We start from the raw sequence: 23,986 nt of genomic DNA, 5'->3' as shown, positions 1-23,986 counted from the left end.
CGGGCGCGCCGTCCGGGGTCAGTCGCGCGCGGGCGTGAGCGTCAGGTGGGCGACCGCGTCGGCCTCGACCGCGGCCCCGGAGTAGGGCCACGCGAACTGCTCGCCCCGCGCCCACGCCTCGAGCTGGTCGGTGTAGTGCACGCTCGCGGGGTGGCCCGACGTGCCCGTGAGGTTCACCCACGTCGAGGAGTCGAGGTCGCCGAGGTCGACGACCATGCGCATCGACGGGGCCGCCGTCACGGCGTACGACCCGCTCGCGGCGTCCCAGGCCGTCGCGTCGACGATCGACGACCCGCCGCCGACGCGCTGCGCACGCGGGTTCACGAGCGCGTGCACGACGCCCGGCACGCCCTCGCCACCGAGCACGGGGTGCTCGGGCGCGGCGACGTGCAGCTTGCCCCAGGCCCAGTCGTCGGTGCGGCTGCCGAGGTGCGCGGTCAGCTCGTGGCGCGCGTTGACGAGCGCACGCGCGAGCACGTCGTCGCGGCCCTCCACGACGCCCGACGTCGTCCGGTCGTCCCACCACGGCGACGTGGGGTCCTCGAGCATGCCGTGCACGACCTCGAGCCACCGCGAGCCGCCGTCGGGGCCGTGCCCGGCGGGCAGGTCGTCCGTGAACGTCAGCTCGAGGACCTGCGCCCACACGGCCGCGAAGTACATGGCCGCCGCCGAGTCCGGGTCCATCGACCGGTCCCACGTGCGCAGCAGCTCCTGGCCGCCCGCGTCGAACGCGTCGTCGAGCTCGACCTCGAGCAGCGCCGGCACCAGGACGTCGGCGTAGGGGCTGTGCCGGTCGGTCTGCAGCGCCGCGGTCGAGGCGACGTCGACCTTGTCGCCCGCGGCGATCTGCTGCGCGAGCAGGTCGCGGATGCGCTGGCTGCGGAAGCCGTAGTCGGTGTCCCGGGCGAGGAACGGCCCCTCGCCGGCGCGCGTGACGGCCTGGTTGGCGGCCACGACGAAGCCCTCGGCGGGGTCGAGCACGCGCGGCATGTCGGCGGGCTCGACCCACCCCTGCCAGTCGTAGCGCGAGTCCCAGCCGGGACGGGGCCAGGTGCCGTCGGACGGCACGGGTCCGTCGACGACGGCCCGCACGGGCACGCGCCCGGGCGCCTGGTAGCCGATGTGCCCGTCGGTCGTCGCGAAGACGATGTTCTGCGCGGGCACCTCGAACAGGACGGCCGCCGCGGCGACGTCGGCCGCGTCGGACGCCGTCATCATCGCGAAGACGGCGTCGCCCGTGCGGCCGGGCGTCAGGGCGGTCCACGCGAGCGCGACCTCGAAGCGTGAGCCGGGCGCGTCGTCGGGCACGGGTCCGCGCGCGACGCCGTCGAGGTCGAGCACGTCCGACACGATCGGGCCGTGCGCCGTGGCCCTGACCTCGAGCTCGACGTCGTCGCCGCCCGCGACGGAGATCGTCTCGGTGCGCACCTGCAGCGGGCGCCGCTCGCCGTCGACGAGCACGCGGTCGCCGTCGACGCGCTCGAGGAAGAAGTCGGTGACGTCGGCGCCCATGTTCGTCAGGCCCCACGCGAGGTCGCCGTTGTGGCCGATGATCACGCCGGGCAGGCCCGCGAGCGCGAACCCCGTGACGTCGAACGGGCAGTCCGCCGCGACGTCGGCGCAGCGCAGCCCGACCTGCGACCAGATGCCGGGGGCCGAGATGCCCAGGTGGGGGTCGTTGGCGAGCAGCGGCTTGCCGGACGCGGTGTGGTCGCCCGCGACGACCCACGAGTTCGAGCCGACGCCCTCGCCCCGGCCGACGAGCTGCGGCACCGCGGCGAGCGCGCGGTCCGCCGCCGCGAGCGCGTCCTGCAGCGCGTCGTCGGCGAGCGCGAGGCCGGCGCCGTCGGCGACGGTGGCCGCACCGTCCGCGACGTCGGTCGCGGTGACGATCGGCAGGTGCTGGTCCTGCGGGTAGGCGGGGAAGAGCTCCTCGACGCGCGCGACGTCGGGCACCGCGCGGTACGTCATGGCGCGCTCGAGCTCGGCGTCGTAGTTGGAGCGCAGGTCCCACGCCATGGCCTTGAGCCACGCGAGCGAGTCGACCGGGTCCCACGGCGCGGGCGCGGTCTGCGGCACGCGCAGGCCCAGCACGGTGTACTCGACGGCGATCGCGCCCGGGTCGCGGTCGGCCAGGTAGGCGTTGACGCCGTCGGCGTACGCCTGCAGGTAGCCGCGCGTGTCGTCGGTGAGCAGGTCCCACTCCTGCTCGGCGACGCGCCGCCAGCCGAGCGTGCGGATCACCTTGTCCGCCTCGAGGGCCTGCTCGTTCGCGCCGACGAGCTCGGACAGCCGCCCGGCGGTGACGTGCCGGCGGTAGTCCATCTCGAAGAAGCGGTCCTGCGCGGTGACGTACCCCTGCGCGCGGAACAGGTCGTCGGTCGAGCCCGCGACGATGGTCGGCACGCCGCGTGCGTCGCGCGTGACCTGCACGTCGGCCGCGAGGCCGGGGACCTCGAGGGTGCCCGAGACCTCGGGCAGGGGGCGGCGCACGAGGAGGGTCGTCACGAGCGCGGTGGCCAGCAGCGCGAGCACGACGACGACGGCGACGACGACGGACGCGGTCCGCAGACGATGGCGACGGGGCACCTTCGCAGGGTACCCGCGGGGCCGCTTGACGGGAGGCGTACAGTTGGCACTCGGACCCCGAGAGTGCCAAGCCGCAGGACCCGCGAGGAGTGCTCCGGCCGCACGCCGCAGCGCACTGCGCAGCCCCGGGGATCGGATCGAGGACCGTCGGGGACGCCCGGCGACGACGAGGGAGAACCAGTGCCCACCTACGCCTACCGCTGCACGGCCTGCGAGCACGCCTTCGAGGTCCAGCAGTCCTTCACCGACGACTCGCTCACGGTCTGCCCCGAGTGCGCCGGACGCCTGCGCAAGGTGTTCTCGTCCGTCGGCGTCGTGTTCAAGGGCTCGGGCTTCTACCGCAACGACGCCCGCGCGGGCGGGGCGACGGGCGCCTCGAGCACCACGTCGTCGAGCACGTCGTCCAGCGGCGGCACGTCGTCCAGCGGCGGCACGTCGTCGGGCGGCAGCACGTCGTCCGGCACGACGTCGGGCTCGTCGGCGTCGACGACGGCCGGCACGACCTCCGCGGCGCCGGCGACCTCCGCGGCACCGGCCGCGTCCGCCTGACCCCCGGACGCCGCGAGCCGCCCACAGGCCTCGCTGCGTCGCCCCGGTCCCCGGTGGCGCGTCCTGCGCCCCGCGGCGCACCCGACGGGTCCTAGCGTCCCGCAGGTGAGCCTCCTGCCGACGCCACCCGGCCCGGACCCCGCCGCCCGGTCCGCGTCGGGCGCGCCCCCGCCCCTGCCGGTCGCGCGCCCGACGCCGGCACGACGGTGGCGCCTGCTGCTGTGGCGGTCGCGCGCGCTCGTCGCGGCGCTGTGCCTCGGCGCGGCCGCCGCGGTGGTCGTGCACGCGGTGCGCCCACCCCCGCCGCCCACGGTCCCCGTGGTCGTGCTGACCCGCGACGTGCCCGCCGGCACGACGCTGACGCCGGACGACGTCACCGTGGCCCGGGTCGCGCCCGGCGCCGCACCGCAGCGCGCGGTCACCAGCGTGGCGGACGCGGTCGGCGGGGTCACGGCCGTCGCGCTGCCGGCGAGCATGCCGCTCGCGCCGGCACTCCTGGTGGACGCCGCGCTGACCGGGCCGCCCGGCACCGTGGTGACGGCGGTGCGCCTCGACGACCCCGCGGTGGCCGCGCTGCTCGCCCCGGGCCTGCGGGTGGACCTCGTCGCGGCGCGACCCGAGGGCGGTGACGGCCGTACCGTCGCGCGGCGCGCGCTCGTGCTCCCCGCCCCCGCCGACGGCCCGGCCGGCGCGGGCGGCGGCCTGCTCGGGGGCGTCGCCGCACCCGACGAGGCGCCGCCCGTCGTCGTCGCGCTGACGCCGGACGAGGCGCTCGCCGTGGCCGAGTCGTCCGCCTCGTCCCGACTGGTGGCGGTCGTCGTGCCATGATCGGCAGGAACCAGTCGGTGAGGGCGACCAGCGGGAGGTCCCGGTGTCGGACAGCATGCGCGAAGGGCTGCGGGGGGCGGGCGACCGGCTCCGCACCGTGGGCGGCAGCTCCCAGGTCAAGGGCATGGCCAAGGTCTTCCAGGGCTTCAAGGACTTCATCTCGCGCGGCAACGCGATCGAGCTCGCGGTCGGCGTGGTCGTCGGCGCCGCGTTCACCGCGGTGGTCGGTGCGCTGCAGGACGGGTTCATCAGCCCGCTCATCGGCTGGGTGTTCGGCAAGCCGAACCTCGCGGGCCTGTGGGACATCGGCCCCTACACGTGGCGCACCCCCGGCCCGGGCGAGGACCCGATCGCCCCCATCCAGGTGGGCGTGATCCTCAACGCGCTGCTCCAGTTCCTCATCACGGCCGCGGCGATCTACTTCCTCATCGTCGTGCCGCTCAACGCGCTCGCCGCGCGTCGCAAGAAGGGCGTCGAGGACGAGCCCGCGGCGCCGGCCGAGGACATCCTGCTGCTGCAGGAGATCCGCGACCTGCTGTCGCAGCGTCTGACGCCCGCGATCGTCAACGACACGACCGCGACGCCGGGCGACCCCGCGGCCGGCACGCCACCGGTCGCACCGCCGCCCGCACCGGGCACTCCCCCGGCGCCCGGCGCACCGCCGAGCATCCCGCCGGGCGCGCACCCCTGACCCGGGCGCGCCGGCCCCGTCGCACCGGCCCCGCCGCACCGGCCCCGGCGCGACGGCCCCGTCACACTGACCCCGGCGCGCCGGCCCCGTCGCACTGACGCCGGTACGCCGGCCCCGTCGCGCTGATCCCGGTGCGCCGCCGGCCCCGCCGCACCGGCCCCGGCGCGACGGCCCCGTCACACTGACCCGGGTACGCCGGCTCCGCCACACTGACCCCGGCGCACCGGCCCGTCGCGCTGAACCCGTCGAGACCTCGCGGCCCGCGCGGGCGTCCGCGACGTCCGTACGGGAGCAGCCGCCCACCGGGGTCACCACCCCGACGCGGACGACGCGGCGGCGCCCGGGTTGCCGACGCCGACCGCGACCCGTCGCGGCACCAGGACGGGCGGTGCCACCTGGACGACACCGGAGCCGTCGGAGCCCCGGCGATGGGCGACACCGGAGCCGCCGGAGCCCCGGCGGTGGGCGACGCCGGAGCCGCCGGAGCCCCGGCGCCCTGACTGGCTCACCAGTGGGGCGGCTTCTCCCGACGCAGCCGGTCGTCGTTCGACGACGGCTCCTCGCGCCCCCAGCCCCGGTCCGAGTCGTCCGCCGAGCGGGTCGCCCGCCACGGGTCGTCCACCTGGTCGGCGGGGGCAGGCCCGCCCCCGCCCCGGTGACCGGTCGCCACGTCGGCAGCGGACCCGGTGGACGGCGTCCCAGCCGACGGCGCTGCGCGGACGCCCGACGGCTCCGACACACGACCGGACGGACCTGGCACGGACGGCGCCGAGACCGCGGGAGCGGACGGAGAGGGCACCGACGCCGCGGGAGCGGGCGGCGCCGCGTGCACCGAGCGGAGGACGGACTCGTCCGTGCCGACCGTCCCCGACGGTCGCACGGCACGGCGGGGGCGACGCGGTGCAGCACTCACGCCCCGATCCTCCCACCGCACGAGCGCACCCCGGCCGTCCGCCGCCCCTCCCCGGGAGCCACGACCCGTCCCGCACGCGCGAACGCGGGGTTCGGCCGCTTCTCGGACACCACGAGCGGCCGAACCCCGCGTTCGGCGCGGGTTCGATGCCGTGGGGACCGGGCGGACCTCGATGACGGTCGGTGACGACGGGCAGCGCCCGTCGAGCCGGCTGGCGACGGCAGCCGTCGGACGGGCCGGTGACCGTAGCCGTCGGACGGGCCGGTGACCGTAGCCGTCGGACGGGCCGGTGACCGCGGCCGTCAGGTGAAGGCGCGGGTGACCGCGGCGCGGACCGCCGTGTCGACGCGGTGGCTGCGGCGCGTGATGCCCAGCTCGGCCCGCAGCGCGTCCGCCAGCTGGTCGCGCGTGCGCTCCACGCCGTCGGACCGCAGCCAGCGGGCCAGGTCGTCGAGCTGGTCGTCGCTGTAGGCGTTGATCGGCAGCCCGGCACGGACGTCGGGGCGCGGGGTCGTGCGCAGCGGCAGCACGAGCTGCTCGCCCGCGGGCGGCGTGTGCACGAACGCCTCCGTCTGCACCGGACCCGCGGGGCCCAGGTCGGTCGCGCGGCGCACGGCCGACCCACCCGCGGCGTCGACCGCCGGGACCGTGCCCGTGACCGACCGCGGACCGACCGTCGGCGTCACGCCGGTGGGCGTCCGCACCACGGGGACCGCACCGGTCGGGTTCGTGCCCGTCGGGTTCGCGCCGGTCGGGTTCGCGCCGGTCGGCTCGCCGGTCGTGGCGGCGGGCCGGGACGCGGACGTCGCACCGTCACGCGGCGGGGCGGGCACCGCGGGCGTCGCACCCGTCGCCGGCGCGACCACGGGGACCGCACCCGTCGCGGCGGGCGCGACCACGGGCTGGGCACCGGTCGCGGTGCGCACCACCGGCACGGCACCGGTCGCCGGGGCGACCACCGGCTGGGCACCCGTGGCCGGTCGTCCGTCGACGTACGGCCGCACGGGCGCGTGGTCCTCGTCCTCGACCGGCACCGGCACCGCCCGCACGGGCGCGGACACCGGGGCCGCGAGCTCGGGCCGGCGCGCGACCAGCGCGGTGTGGACGGCACGACGGATGCGGTCGACCTCGGCCTGCGGGTCGAGGAACGCGGCGGCGGACCACACGCGCACGACCGACCACCCGAGGCGCTCGAGCCGGTCCGGCACGAGGCGGTCGCGCACGCGCACGCTCGGCTCGCTCACGTACTCGTCGTCGTCCGTCAGGACCGCGACGAGCATCTCGTCGGGCAGGTCCGGGTGACCCACCACCAGCGGGATCCGCACCCCGCCGGGCACGCCGTGGTCGACGTCGACGACGAGGCCGTGCTGCCACAGCCGCTCGGCCAGGTCGAGCACGAGCCGGTCGGGGTCGGGCCCGCCCGTGGGCCGCTCCGACGCGTCCGCGCCGGGCGCCTGCGCGCCGCGCTCGACGGCGAACCGCAGCACGTCGGCGAGGAGCTGCGGGCCGGGGCCGCGCAGCCGCTCGGGGTCCAGGTCGTCACCCGTGAAGCACGCGACCACGGTCAGCCGGTGCCGCGTCGAGCCCAGCGCGTCGAGCAGCAGCGCGTCGCCGCCCGGGCGGCTCACGGGGCCGAACGTGTGCAGCACGCGGCGGTGCGGGGTGCGGCCGAGGCCGAGCGACAGGATCACGGCGTCGCGCTGCAGGCCCGCGACGTTCGCGACGTCGACGACGAGGAACGGGTCGGCGCGGCCGGCGTCGAAGAACGCGCCGAGCGCGGGGTTGCCGCGGACCTCGGCCATGACGACCTCGCGCACCGCGTCGGCGTGCCGGGGCGTGAGCGTCACGACCGCGAGCGACTCGTCGGGGTGCTGGAGCACGTGCTCGACGACGAGCTCGAGGACACGCTCGACCTCGGCGCGCGTCGAGTCCACCATGCTCGTGGCGGGGTCCGGCATGCCGGTGCCGTCGACGGGCTCGAACGTCACGAGCGGCGCCGAGCAGGGCAGCGGCGTCGGGACCAGGACGCCCTCGTACCCGTGCTCGGCGAGGAACCGCGTGAGGTGCGGGTCGCGGCGCGACGCGTCGGCGTGCAGCGCGACGGTCGGCAGCACGGCGGCGAGCTCGCGCACCGCGGAGCCCGACGCGCACCGGGCGTCGCCCACGACGACGACCTGCCGGCCGCGCGCGATCGCGGGCAGCGCCGCCTCGACGGGCAGGTGCGCCGCGGCGTCCACGACGACCAGGTCGACCGTGCGCGACGCGGGCAGGACCTGCGCGACGAGCATGGGCCCGGCGACGAGCACGGGTCGCAGACGACGCGCGAGGTCGGGGTACCGCGCGACGGTGTCGCGCAGCGACGTCATGCGCTCGTCGACCAGCTCCGCGAACAGCCCCTCCGCCTGGTCGCGGTGGGTGCGGACGGCCGAGGCCACGCGACCCAGCGCCGCCGCGAGGACGGGCGCGGCGCGGCTGACGACGTGCCGCCGGTCGAGCTCGGCGTACCGCGCGGACAGCGCGCCGAGCGCCGCGCCGTCGTAGCCCGCTAGGGCCGGGTCGGCGCCGAGGACCTGCTCGAACACCGTGCTCCACCACGCGAGGTCGAGCTCGGCCGCCGCGAGCGCGGGTGCCACGCGGCGGTGGGCGAGGTCGTCGACGAGGTCGCCGAGCCCCGCCGCGCGCAGCCCGTGCAGCAGCTGCGTGCGCTCGGGCAGCGTGTCGAGCGCGGACGCGCCGTCGCGCAGCCGCACGAGCCGGTCGCGCAGCTCGTCGAACGGCGTGGTGGTCAGCAGCCCGCCGCCGGGCGTCGTCGTGAGCACCAGGGCGAGCGCCTCGACGTCCTGCCGGACCGCGAGGTGCTCGGCCTCGATGACCTCGAGGCCCTCGGGCAGCCGCGGCCAGCCGCCCGCCGGGCAGTGCGCCTGCCACAGCTCGCGGCGGGCCTGCACCTCGATGAGCGCGCCGTGCAGGTCGGCGACGGGGCGCCCGGGGCGCAGCATGTCCTTGGCCTGCTTGCGCAGGCGGCGACGCACCCAGAACCCCATCGGGACGCCGTGCTCCTCGCGCCACTCCTTGGTCGCGGTGGCGGCGACCAGGTCGGCGGCGGTGCGCTCGAACACGAGCGGCTGGAACACGTCGAGCGAGTCCCGCACGCCGTCGAGCATGCGCAGCTGCTCGGCCCACTGGTCGAGGGTCGTCGCGCGCGTGAGCCCCGTCTCGGCGGCCACCTGCGCCGCGCGCTCGACGAGCTGCGGGAGCGTGACGTCGAGGAGCCGGTCGAGGCGGTGCCGCACGACCTGCGCGTCGGCCGCGGTGCGCAGGTCGGCGCCGTACCAGGGGGTGTCCTGCGGGCGCAGGCGGAACGCGCCGAGCTCGCCGGCGCGCACGAGGTCGCGCGCCACGTGCGCGCGCCGCTCGGCGTCGAGGGGCCGCGCGACATCCGTCGACAGCCGCACGGTCGTCGCGGGCGTCGGGCGTGCGGCCGTGAGCCGCGCGAGCTCCTGCAGCGCGTCGTACGCGGAAACGCCCCACGGCTCACGCGTCGCGTGCAGCGCGTCCACGTAGGCGCGCAGCCGCTCGCGCTGCTCGACGAGCGGCACGCGGACGGCCTGCACGGCGTCGGTGTCGACGACGGGCGGCTCGAGGGTCATCGCGCCGAGCAGCCGGCGCGCGGCGGAGGTGCGCCACCCGGCGTGCGGCTCGACGTCGAGCACGATCTCGCCGACGCCGAGGCGCTGGAGCCGCTCGACGAGCGACACCGCGGCCCGCCGGTGGCCCGGGACGTACAGGACGGTGCGCCCCTCGGCGGCCGCGTCGGCGACGATCGCGGCGAGCGTGCCGGTGACGTCGGAGCCGGTGGGCGCGTCGACGAAGACGTGGGCGCCCGTCGCGACGACGTCGAGCACGTGCTGCTGCGCGGGGTCGAGGTCGCCGATGCCGCGCTCGAGCGCGGGGTCGCGGTCCCCGGGGACGGGCGCGGGCAGCGGCACGTCGAGCGCCGCGCGCGCCTCGTCGAGTCCCGCGAGCGCACGCACGACGTCGTGCCGGTCGAGCGTGCCCGCGAGCTGGTCCAGGTCGTCGACGATGATCTGCCCCGGGTGCACGAACGTGCCCACGACGACGCGCTCGACGAGCCGGAAGTCCTCGAGCACGGCCTCGCCGAGGGACGACAGCCGCTGCAGCGCGCCCCGCGGGTCGAACCCGGCACCGGTGAACGTGCCGCGCGCGACCGCACCGGGGTCGAGCAGCGCGCCGTGGCTGCGCAGCGCGCGCGCCAGGACGGGGTTGACCTCGATGGAGGGCTCGAGCTCGATCTCGTGGTCGCCCTCGCCCGTGCCGCGGGCGCGCAGCGCGACGGGGCGCAGCAGCACCGGGGCGCGCACGGTGCGCACGGGCACGTCGGGGCCGTCGTCGCCGGCTCCCCGTCCGCTGGGCGTGCGCGGGTGCCGCGTGACGTGCGCGAGCGCACCGACGTCGTCCGACGCGAGGTCGGCGGTCGACCGGTCCGTCCACGTCGCGACGCCGATCGCGAGCGACGTCGACGCGATGCCGTAGCGCTGCGTGTAGGCCGCCGCGCGCGCCGCGACGGCGCGGGCGCGGCGGCGCGCGGCGGACTGCGCCCCGGGCTCGCGCACGAGGTTGGACAGCCGCGTGGGCCGCCCGGCGAAGAGCTGCGCCATGCCGGAGGGGTGCGCGCTCGACAGGTCGAGCGCGGCCTCGCCGAGCTGGTCGACGTCGGCGAGCGTCGACGCGCCCGCCGCCTCCACGAGGGCCGCGCGCCACGTCGCGACGGCGCCCTCGAGGACCTCGGCGGGTGACGGCGGCTCGACGAGCGCGACCGGCGGGCCGTCCGCGGCCTCGGGCGCCGCGGACGCGGCGACGTCGGCGTCGGGCCGGTCGCCCGGGCCGGGGGTGCGTGCGGGAGCGGTCACCCTGGCACGGTAACCGCGCGGCACGCGGATCCCGGGGCGGCCACGCCGTGCCGGCCCGGGTTGCGCGGATCCCGGGGTGCGGGCGGTGGGCGGCGGGTCCGCGACCCGCGGGCGGCGGGTCGTTGCCCGGGGCGCCGCCGGCACGCCCCCGGAAACGACCGACGGGACGAGCCGTGTGGCTCGTCCCGTCGGTGCGAAGCTGAAACGGTGCGCACCGCGCAGGGGGCAGGCGATGCGCACCGTCGGGATCAATGGTGCCCCTCGCGGGGCTCTCGGTCAAACGTCCAGACCCGCCCGACCCGGTGAAAAATCAATGACTCTGGAGTCATCCATGACACCGCCTCGGCGTGTCGCAGCGACGCACCACGTCAGGGGACCGGCGGAGGGCTCCACGGCCGTTCGGGCCCACGGCGGCGACGCGCCGGACGCCTACGCTGGGCCGGGACGAGAGAGACGGAGGACGTGGGTGCGCACGCGTCGCAGCCCCACCGTGGTGTGGGCGGTCGCGGCAGCCGCGTACCTGGTGGCCGTCGTCCACCGCACGGCGCTCGGCGTCGCGGGCGTGGACGCCGTCCAGCGGTTCGGGCTCAGCGCGACCGGGCTCGCGATGTTCTCGGTGCTCCAGCTCGGCGTGTACGCCGCCCTGCAGATCCCCGCGGGCCGGGCGCTCGACCGGTTCGGCGCCCGCGTGCTGATCACGACCGGCTCGGCGGTCATGGCCGTGGGGCAGGGCCTGCTCGCCCTGGCCGACGACGTGCCGCTGGCCCTGGCGGCGCGCGTGCTCATCGGCGCGGGCGACGCCGCGATCTTCATCAGCGCGTGCCGGCTCATCGCCGAGTGGTTCCCGGCCCGTCGCGTGCCGGTCATGGTGCAGGTCACCGGGCTGGTCGGGCAGTCGGGTCAGATCGTGTCGGCCGTGGTCGTGGCGTGGGTGCTGCACGCCCGCGGCTGGGGCGTGACGTTCGGGGCCCTCGCGGCCGTCGGCGCGGCCGTCACCGTCGTCGCGGCGACCGGGCTCGCGCGCCGGCCCGACCCCGCGCCGTCGGCCGTCGAGACCGCCGCGCGCGAGCGCTTCGTGCACGCCGTGCGTGCCGCCGTGCTGCCCGCAGGCACGCGGCTGGGGTTCTGGTCCCACTTCCTCACGCCGTTCTCCTTCAACGTCGTCGCGATGCTGTGGGGCGTGCCGTTCTTCGTCACCGCGCAGGGCCGCACGCCCGCCGAGGCGAGCGTGCTGCTCACGACCATGACCGCGTCGGCCATGACCGCGGGCCCGCTGGTCGGCCGGTGGACGTCGCGGCACCCGCTGCGACGGTCGTGGGTCGTGCTCGCGTCCGCGGGCGCGACGTTCACCGTGTGGGCGTGGCTGCTGCTGCCCGCCACGCCGCGCCCGTTCGCCCAGCTCGTGGTGTTCGCCGTGGTCATCGGCGCGGGCGGGCCCGTGTCGCTCGTGGGCATCGACTTCGCGCGGACCTTCACGACCGGCGACCGGCTCGGCACCGCGACCGGGTTCGTCAACACCGGCGGGTTCGTCTCGACGATCACGGGCGTCCTCGCGGTCGGGGTCGTGCTGCAGCTCGTCTCCCCCGCGGGCGCGACGACGTACCCCCTGGACGCGTGGCGGCTCGCGTTCGCGGTGCTGCTCGTGCCGTGGGTCGTCGGCGTGGTCGGCGTGCTGCACCACCGGCGCCGTGCGCGCGCCGACCTCAGCGCTGCCGGCACCCCCGTGCCGCCCCTGCGCGAGGCGCTGCGCCGGCGGCGCGCGTCATGACGCACCACGGAGCGCGGGGGTGCACGCTGTGCACGTGACCGTGAACGCCGCACCGGGGACGCCCCGCGCCCCGCGCCGCTCCCCGTCGTTCGCGCGCGTGGCGGGGGCCGCCCGGTGAGGACCCTCGTCATCGGCGCCGTGCTGCTCGGCGCCGGCCTCGTCGCGCTGGCCACGGGCGTGCTGCCCGGCGAGGCGGCGCTCGCGCTGGTCGACCGGGTCTGGCCCGTGCTGACGTTCGTCGTGGCGGTCACGGTCGTGACCGAGCTGGCCGCCGGGGCCGGCCTGTTCCGCGCGGTGGGGGCGGGCGTCGCGCGCCGCGCGCGCGGTCGCACGCTCCTGCTGTGGGGCGGGGTCGTGGCCCTCGCGGTCGTGTGCACGGTGTTCCTGTCGCTCGACACGACGGCCGTGCTGCTGACGCCGGTCGTGCTGGCCGTCGCGCTGCACGCCGGGCTCGACGCGCGGCCGTTCGCGCTGGTCACGGTGTGGCTCGCGAACGCCGCGTCGATGCTCCTGCCCGTCTCCAACCTCACGAACCTGCTGGCCGAGCACCACGTCGGCGGCATCCGCGAGTTCGTCGCGCTCACGTGGGCGCCCGCGCTCGCGTGCGTCGTCGTGCCGGTCGCGGCCGTGGCGCTGCTGCACCGCCGCGAGCTGCGGGGCCGCTACACGCTCGCCGACGACGAGCCGCCCGCCGGGGACCCGGTGCTGCTGCGCTGGAGCGCGGGCGTGGTCGTCGCGCTGCTGGTCGGGCTCGTGAGCGGCGCACCCGTGTGGATCCCGGCGACGGTCGCGGCGGTCGTCCTGCTGGTCGTCACCGCGTGGCGCCGGCCCCGCGCGCTCACGCCCGGCCTGGTGCCCTGGCCGCTCGTCGTGTTCGCCTCGGGTCTCTTCCTGGCGGCCGAGGCGCTGCAGGAGGCGGGTCTGCGGGCCCTGCTGCAGCAGGACCTCGCCGGCGGCGGCCCCTGGACCGTCGCGGCGGCGGGGGCCCTCGGCGCGAACCTCGTGAACAACCTGCCCGCGTACCTCGTGCTCGAGCCGACCGCGGCGCACGACCCGCTGCTGCTGGTCGCGCTGCTGGTCGGCGTCAACGCGGGCCCGCTGGTCACGCCGTGGGCGTCGCTCGCGACGCTGCTGTGGCACCGCGCGCTCGTGCGCGCGGGCGTCGACGTGTCGTGGCGCCGGTACGTGCTGCTGGGGCTGGTCGTCGCGCCGCTGACCGTCGCCGCCGGCGTCGGTGCGCTGATCCTGACGTCCTGACCTGCAGGACCGCACGGCGGACGCGGGGGTCGCGCGCGCGTGAGGGCGCGGCCCTGCGTCGCCGCCCCGGGGCCGGCGTGGTCGCCCCGGAGCGGCGTCGCAGGTGTCGTCACCGTGGGAGCGCGTCCGTCACATCACCTTGCAGCACGGCGAGAGGATCGTGACGGTCGTGCCGGGCGCACCCGGCGTGACCGGCGTGCCCGACGCGACGGTGGCACCGGCCACGCCGGAGAACGCGGCGAGGGCGACGACGAGAGCGAGCGAGAGCTTCTTCATGAGGGGACCCCTTCGAACGACGCACCGGACGATCCGGTACCTCGGCATGGTCCCCACGACCGTGTCTAGACCGCAATGACCCAGGGCGGGCCGGGGTAGACGCTCCCGTGCTGGCGGTCACCCGGGCGTGTCGGCCGTACCTCGCGCTCCGCGCGACATCACCCGTCCGGGTGAGCGCCCGTCAGGCGCGGACGACGCCGACGCCCGCGGCGCCGATGGCCCGCCGGTACGCCTCGGCGACGTGCGCGCGGTCGTCGCCCGCGACGCGCAGCCGGTCGCCGATCCGGCGCCACGCGCGTGCGGTCGGCCGCCCGGCGGGTGCCAGGTCGAGCCGGTCGGCCGCCTGCCGGTACGCCTTGATCGCGGCGGGCCGCTCGCCCGAGGCGAGCAGCGCGTCGCCGAGCGCCTCGTGCGCGGCGGCGGCGTCGCGCCGCTCACCCGTCGCGAGCATCTCGACCGCGCGCGCGGCGTGCGCGAGGGCGGCGCGGTGCTGACCGAGCAGCAGCGTGGCGCGCGACCGCGTGGTCGCCGCGCGCGCGAGCTCGACCTGCGACTCGCCGACCTCCAGCGCGGTCGCGGCCGCGTCGAGCTCCGCGAGCGCCTCGCGGGGGCGCGGCGGGTCCACCGTGAGCAGCAGCTGCGCGAGGTCGAGCCGGAGGCGGGGCACGTCACGCTCGACCTCGTCGCCCCCGGCGATCGCGAGGGCCGAGCGCAGGTGCGACAGCGCGTCGTCGTGGTCGCCGAGCGCGTCGTCGACGAACGCGAGGTTCCAGTGGACGGACCAGACGGCGCGCGCCGAACCGTGCACGAGGGCGCGCCCCAGCAGGTCCTGGCCGCGCACGCGCGCGTAAGTCACGTCCCCGCGCGCGACGTACGCCCACACGAGCGTCGACTCGAGGCGGAAGATCTCGTCGGTGCCGGCGGCGGGCTCGCGCAGCGTCGCGAGGTGCTCCTCGCCCGCGCGCACGGCGCCGTGCAGGTCGCCGGCCTCGGTGAGCGCCATGACGAGGCGGGTCGCGGCGTACGTCGCGCGTTCGGGACGGTGGCCGACGACGAGCCGGTGCGTGACGTCGGCGAGCAGCTGCGCGGAGGTCTCCAGGTCGCCCGCGAGGTCGAGCGCCTCGGCGCGCGCCAGCAGCACCTTCGCCGCCTGGTCGACGTCGAGGGCCGCGAGCTCGACCTGCTCGAGCTCACGCGCCGCGTCCGGGGCCCGCCCCGCGCGCATGAGCTGCCGCGCACGGACGAGCGCGGCCTCCGACTCGAGGTACTCGGGCGAGCGGTCACCCTGTTCGAGGTACTGCGCCGTGACTCCGAGGGCTCGCGCGAGCCGCTCGAGGGCCGCGTCGCCGGGACCGCGCACGCCGCGCTCGAGGTGGGACACGTAGCTGGGGTGCATCATCGCCGCACGCGCGAGGTCGGCCTGCGACAGGCCGCTGCGCTCGCGGGCGTCACGGATGCGTTCACTCACGGGGTGCACGGATCTCACGATAGGGACCGACCCCGCCGCACGGAAGAGGGGCCGGGGCGACTCGTGTCACGGCACGACTGACCGATACGGACGCAACGTACGCGGATACGACGAATCGCCACGGGACGTGTCAGTTCTCACCCTCGGCAGGCGCGGCCACGACGCGCTCCCGGGCGACGCCCGCGCGCCGCGCGAGCACCTCGACGAGTCCGACGAGGACGAGGGTCTGGACCGTGGACACCGTGAGCGCGACCGGCCCGACGTCCACGAGGTCGAGGTCGGCCAGGCCCACCGCGCCGAGCGTGAACACCGCGACGTTGTTGACGACGTGCGCGGCCGCGGCGGCCTCGAGGCCGCCGGTGCGCCACGTGACCCAGCCCATCGCGAGCGCCCACAGCGCGATGTCGAGCATCGCGAGGTTCACGTACTCGTGGCCGAGCACGAACAGCGGCACGGGCAGGGCGATCGCGAACGCCGGGTGCCGCAGCCACGTGCCGACGGTCTGCAGGAGGTACCCGCGGAACACGACCTCCTCGGCGACGCACTGCGCGGGCACCAGCAGCAGGGCCAGGCCGATCAGCAGCCACGCACCCGCGTCCACGTCGGGCTGCCAGGGCCGTCCGGACGCGGCCGCCACGACCGCGTCACCCGTGTGGACCACGAGCGCGAGACCCGCCGCGAGCGCGAGGCAGCGCAGCGCCCACCCCCACCGCACGCGCCCCGTGACGGACGCGAGCAGGCCGACGGGCCGCGCGCCGAGCAGCCGGGTCGCTACGAGCACGGCGGGCAGCATCGCGATGATCGAGAGCATCGCGAGCGTGAACGCGAGGGGGTCGAGGAGGTCGGTGACGTCCAGGCCGGTGAGCGCGTCCCACGACGCCGGGCCGCCCGCGAACGCGGCGACGAGGAGCGCGCCGCCGCCGAGCGCGAGCAGCGCGACGTACAGCGCGAGCGCGACGAGCCCGACGAGCAGCGGCCGCCACCACCGGGCTCCGGGACGGGTCCGCTGGAGCCGGTGGTACGCGTAGGTCCCGGGCACCTCGCGTGCGCGCACCGCCCGGGGGGCGGACACGGTCGGGGGCGCGGCGACGGTCGGGGGCGGGGGCACGACGTGCGGGCTGCTCACCCGACCATCGTCACGGCGGTCCCGGCACGACGCATCGGCCGCGCGACCGACCACGCGGGCGTGGGTGTCGTCCGCGCGGAAGGGACGCTCGTCCCGGACCCCGGGCCGGCGGCGGGTGTCTGATGCTCGGCATGCGCCCGCACGGCCCCGTCGTCCGCACCGTCCGCCACGACCCGGCCGACCGGCCGCTGCTCGTCATCTGGGAGGCGACGCGCGCGTGCGCGCTGTCGTGCGTGCACTGCCGCGCCGAGGCGCAGCCGCGCCGGCACCCGCGCGAGCTCGACACCGACGCCGCGACCGAGCTCATGCGCCAGGTCGCGGCGTTCGGCCGGCCCTCCCCCATCTTCGTCATCACCGGCGGGGACTGCTTCGAGCGCGAGGACCTCACCGAGCTCGTGCGGCGCGGGCTCGCGCTGGGGCTCGCGGTGGCGGTCTCGCCGTCGGGCACCGAGAAGCTCGACCGGGCGGCGCTGCGCGCGCTGCAGGACGCGGGCGTGACGGCGCTGTCGTTGTCGCTGGACGGCGCGACGGCCGCCGTGCACGACGGGTTCCGGCGCGTGCCGGGCACGTTCGACCGCACCGTCGAGGCGTGGGCGACGGCCCGCGAGCTCGGCATCAAGGTGCAGGTGAACTCCACGATGTCGAGCCGCACGGTGCACGAGCTGCCGGACCTCGCGGCCCTCGTGCGGACGCAGGGCGCGATGACGTGGAGCGCGTTCATGCTGGTGCCGATGGGTCGCGGCGTCGACCTGGGGGCGCTCACGCCGCAGCAGGCCGAGGACGTCATGAACTACCTCTACGACCTGGGCCCGCACGTGCCGGTGAAGACGACCGAGGGCCACCACTTCCGGCGCGTGTCGCTGCAGCGCGCGGTGCTCGCCGCGCGCGGCGAGGACCACGTGGCCGCGCTGGGCCTGGGCGAGCTGTACGCCGAGCTGACCGAGCGCACGGCCGCGTTCGGCTGGGGCGACGGCGCGCGCGTGCGACGCCCGCCGGTCAACGTCAACGCCGGGTACGGGTTCGTGTTCGTGTCGCACGTCGGCACGGTGCACCCGTCCGGGTTCCTGCCGGTGTCGGCGGGCGACGTGCGCGAGCAGCCGCTGACCGAGATCTACCGGACGTCGGAGCTGTTCACGGGGCTGCGCGACCCCGCACGGCTGACCGGGCGGTGCGGCGCGTGCGAGTTCGGCCGGGTGTGCGGCGGGTCGCGCTCGCGCGCGTACGCCGCGACGGGCGACCCGTTCGCGTCGGACCCGCTGTGCGGGTACGTCCCCGGGTCGTTCCCGCACCCCGAGGACGTCGCGGCGCTGCTCGCGTCCTGACACGGGCCCGCGCGGTCGCACGCAGGTCCGCGCGGGGCGTCGTCGTCCGGGCGGCCGACCCGGTCGTCCGCGCGACCGATCCGGGCGGGCCCGCGGGGCGCCTAGCATCACGGCGTGTCCCTGACGCCCGCCCCGCCGAGCCGCGCCCGCCGCGCGTGGTCCCACACGTGGCGGCTCATGCTCGCGCTGCCGCTGGGGTTCTTCTCGGGCACGGCGGTGTACGGCGCGGGCATCGCGCGCGCCGAGATGACGGGCAGGACGAACCTCCTCGCCGAGGTGTGGATCGCGGTCGACCTGGGCGTGCTCGTGGTGGCCGCGGTCCTGTACGTGCTGCGGCACCGTGCGCCGCTGCCGATCACGGGCGTGCTCGTCGTGCTCGGGTCGTTCTCGGTGTTCTCGGCGGGCATCGCGTCGCTCGCGGTCGTGTCGCTGGCGACGCGGCGCCGCTGGGCGGAGATCCTGTCGGTCTGCGCGCTGTGGTTCGGCGCCGGCCTGGTGGCCGACCGCGCGCTGCAGAACGTCTTCCTGCCGGACGACCTGCCCTACCCGCCGCGGTGGGTGCTGCTGCTGTCGGTGCTGGTCGGCATGGCCCTGCCCGTGGTGACGGGGCTGTTCATCGGGGGTCGGCGCGCGCTCGTCGCGTCGCTGCGCGAGCAGGCCGCGATCGCGCGCCGCGAGGCCGACGCGCGCGGCGACACGGCCCGCGCCGCCGAGCGCAACCGCATCGCGCGCGAGATGCACGACGTGCTCGCGCACCGGCTGTCGCTCGTCGCGCTGCACGCCGGCGCGCTGGAGTACCGCGCCGGGCTGGACCCCGAGCAGGTGCGCGACACCGCGGCGATCGTCCGGGAGAACGCGCACGAGGCCCTCGGCGAGCTGCGCGAGGTGCTCGGGCTGCTGCGCGACCCCGCGGCGGCCGACGAGCAGTCGCGCCCGCAGCCGACGCTCGCGCAGGTCGACGAGCTCGTCGACGGCACGCGCGCCGCCGGGTCGCCCGTGTCGTACGTGCTCGACCACGTGGCCGAGGACGACCTAGCGCGGCTGCCGCTGTCGACGAGCCGGCACCTGTACCGCGTCGTGCAGGAGACCCTGACGAACGCGCGCAAGCACGCGCCGGGCGCGCCCGTGAAGGTCCGGCTGCACGGCACGCCGGGCGACCGCGTGGGCGTCGAGGTGACCAACCGGATGCCCGACCACCCGCCGGCGACGCCGCTGCCGTCGTCCGGGTGGGGGCTCACGGGGCTCGCCGAGCGGCTGCGGCTCACGGGCGGCGAGCTCGACGTGCAACGACGCCCGGACGGCACGTTCGCGGTGCAGGCGTGGCTGCCGTGGGCGGCCGGGACGGAGGGACAGGCATGACGGGCACCACCACGGCCGACGGCCGGCCGGCGACGCGGGTCGTGCTGGTCGACGACGAGACGCTCGTGCGGGTCGGGCTGCGGCTCATCCTCGGCGCGGACCCGACCATCGAGGTCGTCGGCGAGGCCGGCGACGGGCTCGAGGCGCTCGACGTGGTGCGCGCGACGTCGCCCGACGTCGTGCTCATGGACATCCGCATGCCGCGGCTCGACGGGCTGCAGGCCACGCAGCGGCTGCTGACCGAGCAGCCCGACGCGCGCGTGGTGATCCTCACGACGTTCGACACCGACGAGATGGTGCTGGGCGCGCTGCGCCTGGGCGCCGCGGGGTTCCTGCTGAAGGACACGCCGCCGGCCGAGATCGTGCGGCACGTGCACGACGCGGGCGCGGGCCGCACGACCCTGTCCCCGTCGGTCACCGACCGGCTCATCGCGTCGGTCACCGACCAGCCGCGCGACGAACGGCGCGCGGCCGCGCGCCAGAAGCTCGACGCGCTCACCGAGCGCGAGCGCGACGTGGCCCGTGCGATCGGGCGCGGGCTGTCGAACACCGAGATCGCGTCCGAGCTGTTCATCACGGTCGCGACGGTGAAGACGCACATCAGCCGGATCCTGGAGAAGCTCCCGGCGGACAACCGCACGCACATCGCGATCTGCGTGCACGAGGCGGGCGACGTCTGACGCACCGCGACCGCTCCCCCGCTTGCGGGCCCTGCGGCCCGTCGTCGCGTGGCGGGAGGTCGAGCAGCCGGACCAGACGGTCGGACCGGGCGGGGCGGCGACCGCCGGTCACGTCACCGACCGGCGTCGGCGCCGTCCGTCCGCTCGCGGCGCGCGGCGGTCGCACGCTGCACCACGTCCCGCGCGACCTCGCGCAGCTTGACGTTGCGGTGCTGGCTCATGGCCGACAGGTGGTCGAACGCGTCGTCGGGCGTGCCGCCGCGGTGCGCCATGATCACGCCCTTGGCCTGGTCGATCGTCGCGCGCGACTCGAGGGCCTCACCGAGCTGCGCGACGAGCGCCCGCAGCTCGTCGCGCTGCCGCGACCCGGTGAGCACGGCGGCGACCGTCCCGGCCACGAGCTCGACGGCCTCGACCTGGTCCGCGGCGTGGACCTGGTCTCCGTAGCACGTCAGCACGCCCCACCGCCGGTCGCCGTACTGCACGGGGACGGCGGTGGCGGGTCCGCCCGTGGCCGTCTCGGAGTGCCGGGCCACGCGCGGCCAGCGCGGGTCGGCCGTCCACCGCGCGCTCGTGACCGTGGCCCCGTCGCGGTACGCGTCGAACGACGGCCCCTCGCCCGCCATGACCTGCCAGCCGTCGGCCCGTGCGGCGCCCGGGCTCGTGGTCGTGACGTGCGTCGGGGCGTCCGGCTCGCCCAGCGTGAGCGAGACGTCCTCGACGCCGGGCAGCGTGCGCCGGACCACGAGCAGGAGCTCGTGCAGCGACGCGAGCGAGCCGGAGTCGACGGGCTGCATGCGGGCCAGCTCGGCGAACGCCTCGGTCCGCGCCGCCTCCGCGTCGTCCTGCCCTGGCCGCACCGGGTGCCCCTTCCGTCGCGTCGCGCCGCCCCTGCGAGGCGCGCGTGGGGATGCCCCTGCGTCGACGGGGGCGGGTGCGCGCCTACGACGTCCTCACCTTGGCACGCGTCTCGGGGCCGCTCAAGGGGACCGGCCCGGGCGGGCGCCGCACCCCCTCACCGCAGCGGCGGCAGCACCTGGTGCGCGTCGAGCACGCCGCGGAACGGGTCGCCGACGTCGGCGAGCCGGTCGAGGACCGTGCGCACCGTGAACGCGTCGGGGCGCAGCCAGTCGGCGTCGAGCTCGTCCCACGTGATCGGCGCCGACACGGGCGCGCCGGCGGCGGCGCGCGGGCTGTACGGCGCGACGAGGGTCTTGTTGACGGCGTTCTGCGTGTAGTCGAGCCGCGCGTGGCCGCCGCGCTCGCGTACCTCCCACCGCCAGCTCACGAGGTCGGGCACGACCTGGCCGACCGTGCGCGAGAGCCGCTCGACCCACGTGCGCGTGTCGTCGAACGACGGCCCCGGGGCCACCGGGACCCAGATCTGGATGCCCCGCTTCCCGGTGAGCTTGGGGTACGCGCGGACGCCCAGGTGCTCGAACGCGTCGCGGTGCAGGCGGGCCAGCAGCACGAGGTCGTCCCACGTGGTCGACGTCCCGGGGTCGAGGTCGACCAGGGCGTAGGTCGGCAGGTCGGGCGCGTCGGTGCGTGACGTCCACGCGTGCCACTCGAGCGCGCCGAAGTTGGCGGCCCACACGAGCGCCGCGGGCTCGTCGACCACGAGGTAGGTGGTGGTGTCGCCCGGGTCGACGTCGGGGCGGTCCCACCGCGGCACCCAGTCGGGTGCGTGGTCGGGGAGCTGCTTGTGCCAGAACCCCGCGGTGCCGGCGCCCTGCGGGAAACGGTGCATGTTGAGCGCGCGCCCCGCGAGGTACGGGAGCACGACGGGCCCGACGCGCGCCGCGTACCGCAGCAGGTCGCGCTTGGTGACGGGCGGCTCGCCGTCGCGGCCGCCGAACAGCTCCTTGTCGAGGTTCGTGACGCGCAGCCGCCGCCCGTGGACCTCCCACGTGCCCGACGCGCCGAGGTCGTCGAGGGCCGCGAGCGCGTCGTCGTCGGCGGGCAGGGGTGCGGGTGGTGCCGGCGACGCGTCCCGCAGGTCCACCTCGGCCTCGGCCGCGGGCACGCCCGAGCGCCACAGCCGGTCCGGGTCGGCCGCGACCTCGTCGTTGGTGCGCCCCGACACGACCGACGTGGGGTGGTCCTCGGCGTCCCAGCCGTCGACCGCGTGCTCGTCGTGCTTGTGGATCAGCAGCCACTGCTCCTTGCCGTCGCCGCCGTCCCGCCCGCGCCTGTCGCTGCGCACCAGCAGGAACTTGCCGCGCAGCCGCTCGCCGTGCAGCTCGGCGTGCAGCTGGCCGTCGCGCAGCTCGGCGGCCGGGTCGTCGCTCTTGTACGGCACCCACGTGCCGCGGTCCCACACGATCACGTCGCCGCCGCCGTACTCGCCGCGCGGGATCACGCCCTCGAAGCCCGCGTACTCCAGCGGGTGGTCCTCGACGTGCACGGCCATGCGCCGCACGCCCGGGTCGAGCGTCGGGCCCTTGGGCACGGCCCAGCTCAGCAGCACGCCGTCGAGCTCGAGACGGACGTCGTAGTGCAGGCGCCGCGCGCGGTGCCGCTGCACCACGAACCGGCGCTCGACGGCGCCGCCCGCGGCGGGCGGCGCCCCGGACGGCTCGGGCGTGCGCGTGAAGTCGCGCATCGCGCGGTACGTGCCGAGCGCGTCGGCGTCCTCCGCCGCACGCCCCCGCGTGCCCGCGCCGCCCGAGCGGTTCACGCGCCCGCCGTGAGGCCCGGGTCCTCCTCGGGCTCGAACGTGCTCGGGACGCCGTCGGCCGTGCCGCCGACGCCCTCCTCGTCCAGCTGGTCGGGGTGGATCGTGCTGCCGTCGTCGGTCTCGCTCACGGTGGTCCTCCGCGCGGGTGGGGCGGTCGGGTCGACGCCCGCCAGGGGTGGGCGATGCCAGTCTGTGCGGGGTGCGCGCGGCCCGCACGCCGCGGGCGCGTCACGCGTCGGGCGTGCGTGCCGAGCGGGCGACGGGGCCGCGCGTGAACAGCGCGGCGCCCGCGGCGACGACGGCGAGCAGCACGAGGCCGAGCGCGTAGCCGCCGAGCCGGTCGTAGACCGCGCCCATGACGAGCGGCGGCACGAACCCACCGAGCCCGCCGGCCGCCCCGACGAGCCCCGTGACCGCACCGACCTTCTCGGGCGGCGCGACGTGCCCGACGATCGCGAACGTCGCGCCGGACGACGCACCGAGCAGCGCCGCCAGCCCCAGGAACGCGACCGTGCCGAGAGGCACGAGCGGTGGCCCCGCGGCGGCGACGGCCGCGAGCACGGCGACCCCCGCGAACGCCACGACCAGCACCGGCACGGCGCCCACGCGGTCGGACAGCGTCCCGCCGACCGGCCGCATCGCGACGGCCAGCACGACGAACCCCGCGGTGCGGAACGCCGCGTCGCCGGGCGTCAGGCCGTAGGCGTTGCCGAGGTACGTCGGCAGGTAGACGCTGAACGCGACGAAGCCGCCGAACCCCACGGCGTACAGGAACGACAGCTGCCCGGTCGCGGGCAGCCGCGCGGTGTCCCAGGTGCGCCGCCAGAACCCGCCGGCCGGGACCGCGCGCCCGGGGGCGTCGCGCAGCAGCGCGGCCGCGACGACCGCGTAGAGCACGAGCACGACCGCGACGACGAGGAACGGCGCGGCGTGCCCGTACGCGTCGGTGAGCCGGACGGTCGTGAACGCCGAGATCGCGGTGCCGCCCATGCCGATGCCGAACAGCCCGAGCGCGGTACCGCGCCGCGCCGGCGGGTACCACGCGTTGACGAGCGGGACGCCGATCGCGAAGGTCGTGCCGCCGAGCCCCAGCAGGAAGCCGCCGACCAGCAGCGACGTGTACGACTCGGCGACCAGGCCGATGTACAGGACGGGCAGCACGGTCGCGAGGCTGACAACCGGGAACATCACGCGCGCCCCGACCCGGTCCGTCAGCGCACCCACCGGGATGCGCCCGAGCGACCCGACGACCACGGGAACCGCGACGAGCACCGACTGCTGGAAGCCCGTGAGGCCGAGCCGGTCGCCGTACGCCGACCCGAGCGGGCTGATGAGCGCCCACGCCCAGAAGTTCACGAGGAAGCCGACGGTTGCCAGGACGAGCATCCGGCCCGCCGGTGCGGGCGTGACCGCGGCCGCTGCCCCCGCGGGCGCACCCGTGGTGCGTGCCGACATCACGGGCCCCCTCCCGTCGTCCGGGCGCGGCGTCGTCGGCGTCGCCCGTCCTCGCGAACGTAGCAGCGCTCCACCCGCACGGCGCGGCGACCCC

17 protein-coding genes are annotated in these 23,986 nt (G+C 77.0%); 8 read left to right on the top strand and 9 right to left on the bottom strand.

The genetic code is table 11. From position 1 onward, the window contains the following. Positions 1-18: 18 nt before the first annotated feature. Positions 19-2,589, bottom strand: a complete 2,571-nt coding sequence (locus tag GY42_RS17025) for a penicillin acylase family protein (RefSeq protein ID WP_046530214.1) — start codon at positions 2,587-2,589, stop codon at positions 19-21. 180 nt (positions 2,590-2,769) lie between these two features. On the opposite strand from GY42_RS17025, the gene GY42_RS17020 reads away from it, so the two are divergent. From GY42_RS17020 to mscL, 3 genes are all read left to right on the top strand, one after another. Further along, positions 2,770-3,138, top strand: coding sequence for an FmdB family zinc ribbon protein (locus GY42_RS17020; RefSeq protein ID WP_046530213.1), 369 nt, complete (start codon positions 2,770-2,772; stop codon positions 3,136-3,138). 105 nt (positions 3,139-3,243) lie between these two features. Continuing rightward, positions 3,244-3,966, top strand: coding sequence for an SAF domain-containing protein (locus GY42_RS17015; protein WP_236686833.1), 723 nt, complete (start codon positions 3,244-3,246; stop codon positions 3,964-3,966). Positions 3,967-4,009: 43 nt separating this feature from the next. Further along, positions 4,010-4,657 carry a large conductance mechanosensitive channel protein MscL gene (mscL, locus tag GY42_RS17010; RefSeq protein ID WP_052748484.1) on the top strand — a complete coding sequence of 216 codons (648 nt, stop codon included), beginning with the start codon at positions 4,010-4,012 and terminating at the stop codon, positions 4,655-4,657. 1,215 nt (positions 4,658-5,872) lie between these two features. Here mscL and GY42_RS17005 read toward each other — a convergent pair. Next, positions 5,873-10,501 carry a hypothetical protein gene (locus tag GY42_RS17005; RefSeq protein WP_046530212.1) on the bottom strand — a complete coding sequence of 1,543 codons (4,629 nt, stop codon included), beginning with the start codon at positions 10,499-10,501 and terminating at the stop codon, positions 5,873-5,875. A 466-nt stretch (positions 10,502-10,967) separates the two neighbouring features. Here GY42_RS17005 and GY42_RS17000 point away from each other — a divergent pair, with 466 nt between their 5' ends. Then, a complete protein-coding gene (locus tag GY42_RS17000) occupies positions 10,968-12,269 on the top strand; it encodes an MFS transporter (RefSeq protein WP_046530211.1) in 1,302 nt (433 codons plus the stop codon). A 114-nt stretch (positions 12,270-12,383) separates the two neighbouring features. Further along, positions 12,384-13,526 carry an SLC13 family permease gene (locus GY42_RS16995; protein WP_046530210.1) on the top strand — a complete coding sequence of 381 codons (1,143 nt, stop codon included), beginning with the start codon at positions 12,384-12,386 and terminating at the stop codon, positions 13,524-13,526. 129 nt (positions 13,527-13,655) lie between these two features. Here the strand turns inward: GY42_RS16995 and GY42_RS19560 are convergent, their stop codons facing one another. From GY42_RS19560 to GY42_RS16985, 3 genes are all read right to left on the bottom strand, one after another. Further along, complete coding sequence (locus tag GY42_RS19560; RefSeq protein WP_156441938.1) at positions 13,656-13,802, bottom strand: hypothetical protein; 147 nt, start codon at positions 13,800-13,802, stop codon at positions 13,656-13,658. A 181-nt stretch (positions 13,803-13,983) separates the two neighbouring features. After that, positions 13,984-15,279: a helix-turn-helix domain-containing protein gene (locus GY42_RS16990; RefSeq protein ID WP_046530209.1), complete on the bottom strand. Its 1,296-nt coding sequence runs from the start codon at positions 15,277-15,279 to the stop codon at positions 13,984-13,986. 121 nt (positions 15,280-15,400) lie between these two features. After that, positions 15,401-16,396, bottom strand: a complete 996-nt coding sequence (locus GY42_RS16985; RefSeq protein WP_052748483.1) for a CPBP family intramembrane glutamic endopeptidase — start codon at positions 16,394-16,396, stop codon at positions 15,401-15,403. Between the two features lie 131 nt (positions 16,397-16,527). Here GY42_RS16985 and GY42_RS16980 point away from each other — a divergent pair, with 131 nt between their 5' ends. From GY42_RS16980 to GY42_RS16970, 3 genes are all read left to right on the top strand, one after another. Continuing rightward, positions 16,528-17,718, top strand: a complete 1,191-nt coding sequence (locus GY42_RS16980; protein ID WP_330217859.1) for a TIGR04053 family radical SAM/SPASM domain-containing protein — start codon at positions 16,528-16,530, stop codon at positions 17,716-17,718. Positions 17,719-17,832: 114 nt separating this feature from the next. Beyond that, positions 17,833-19,077, top strand: coding sequence for a sensor histidine kinase (locus GY42_RS16975; RefSeq protein WP_226236874.1), 1,245 nt, complete (start codon positions 17,833-17,835; stop codon positions 19,075-19,077). Beyond that, complete coding sequence (locus GY42_RS16970; RefSeq protein WP_046530206.1) at positions 19,074-19,757, top strand: response regulator; 684 nt, start codon at positions 19,074-19,076, stop codon at positions 19,755-19,757. Before GY42_RS16975 ends, GY42_RS16970 begins: the two co-directional genes overlap by 4 nt. Positions 19,758-19,870: 113 nt before the next feature. Here the strand turns inward: GY42_RS16970 and GY42_RS16965 are convergent, their stop codons facing one another. From GY42_RS16965 to GY42_RS16955, 4 genes are all read right to left on the bottom strand, one after another. Continuing rightward, on the bottom strand, positions 19,871-20,617 hold the full coding sequence (locus GY42_RS16965) for a GAF and ANTAR domain-containing protein (RefSeq protein WP_052748482.1): 747 nt from the start codon (positions 20,615-20,617) through the stop codon (positions 19,871-19,873). 155 nt (positions 20,618-20,772) lie between these two features. Continuing rightward, on the bottom strand, positions 20,773-22,437 hold the full coding sequence (gene ligD, locus GY42_RS16960; protein ID WP_236686832.1) for a non-homologous end-joining DNA ligase LigD: 1,665 nt from the start codon (positions 22,435-22,437) through the stop codon (positions 20,773-20,775). Further along, entirely contained in the window at positions 22,434-22,565 is a 132-nt protein-coding gene (locus tag GY42_RS20065) for a hypothetical protein (protein WP_269082308.1), read from the bottom strand. Before GY42_RS20065 ends, ligD begins: the two co-directional genes overlap by 4 nt. 100 nt (positions 22,566-22,665) lie before the next feature. Beyond that, positions 22,666-23,892: an MFS transporter gene (locus GY42_RS16955; protein ID WP_046531179.1), complete on the bottom strand. Its 1,227-nt coding sequence runs from the start codon at positions 23,890-23,892 to the stop codon at positions 22,666-22,668. Between the last annotated feature and the right edge of the window lie 94 nt (positions 23,893-23,986).

This window comes from Cellulomonas sp. FA1 (assembly GCF_000986825.1).
Lineage (GTDB): Bacteria > Actinomycetota > Actinomycetes > Actinomycetales > Cellulomonadaceae > Cellulomonas > Cellulomonas iranensis.
Note: the sequence above shows the minus strand (reverse complement) of the source record. Positions and strands in the feature narration are given on the sequence as shown.

Excerpts from the sequence above, each read along its gene's own strand:
- GY42_RS19560 (WP_156441938.1), bottom strand. The coding sequence starts at position 13,802 with ATGAAGAAGCTCTCGCTCGCTCTCGTCGTCGCCCTCGCCGCGTTCTCC.
- GY42_RS16980 (WP_330217859.1), top strand. The coding sequence starts at position 16,528 with ATGCGCCCGCACGGCCCCGTCGTCCGCACCGTCCGCCACGACCCGGCC.
- GY42_RS16970 (WP_046530206.1), top strand. The coding sequence starts at position 19,074 with ATGACGGGCACCACCACGGCCGACGGCCGGCCGGCGACGCGGGTCGTG.
- GY42_RS16955 (WP_046531179.1), bottom strand. The coding sequence starts at position 23,892 with ATGTCGGCACGCACCACGGGTGCGCCCGCGGGGGCAGCGGCCGCGGTC.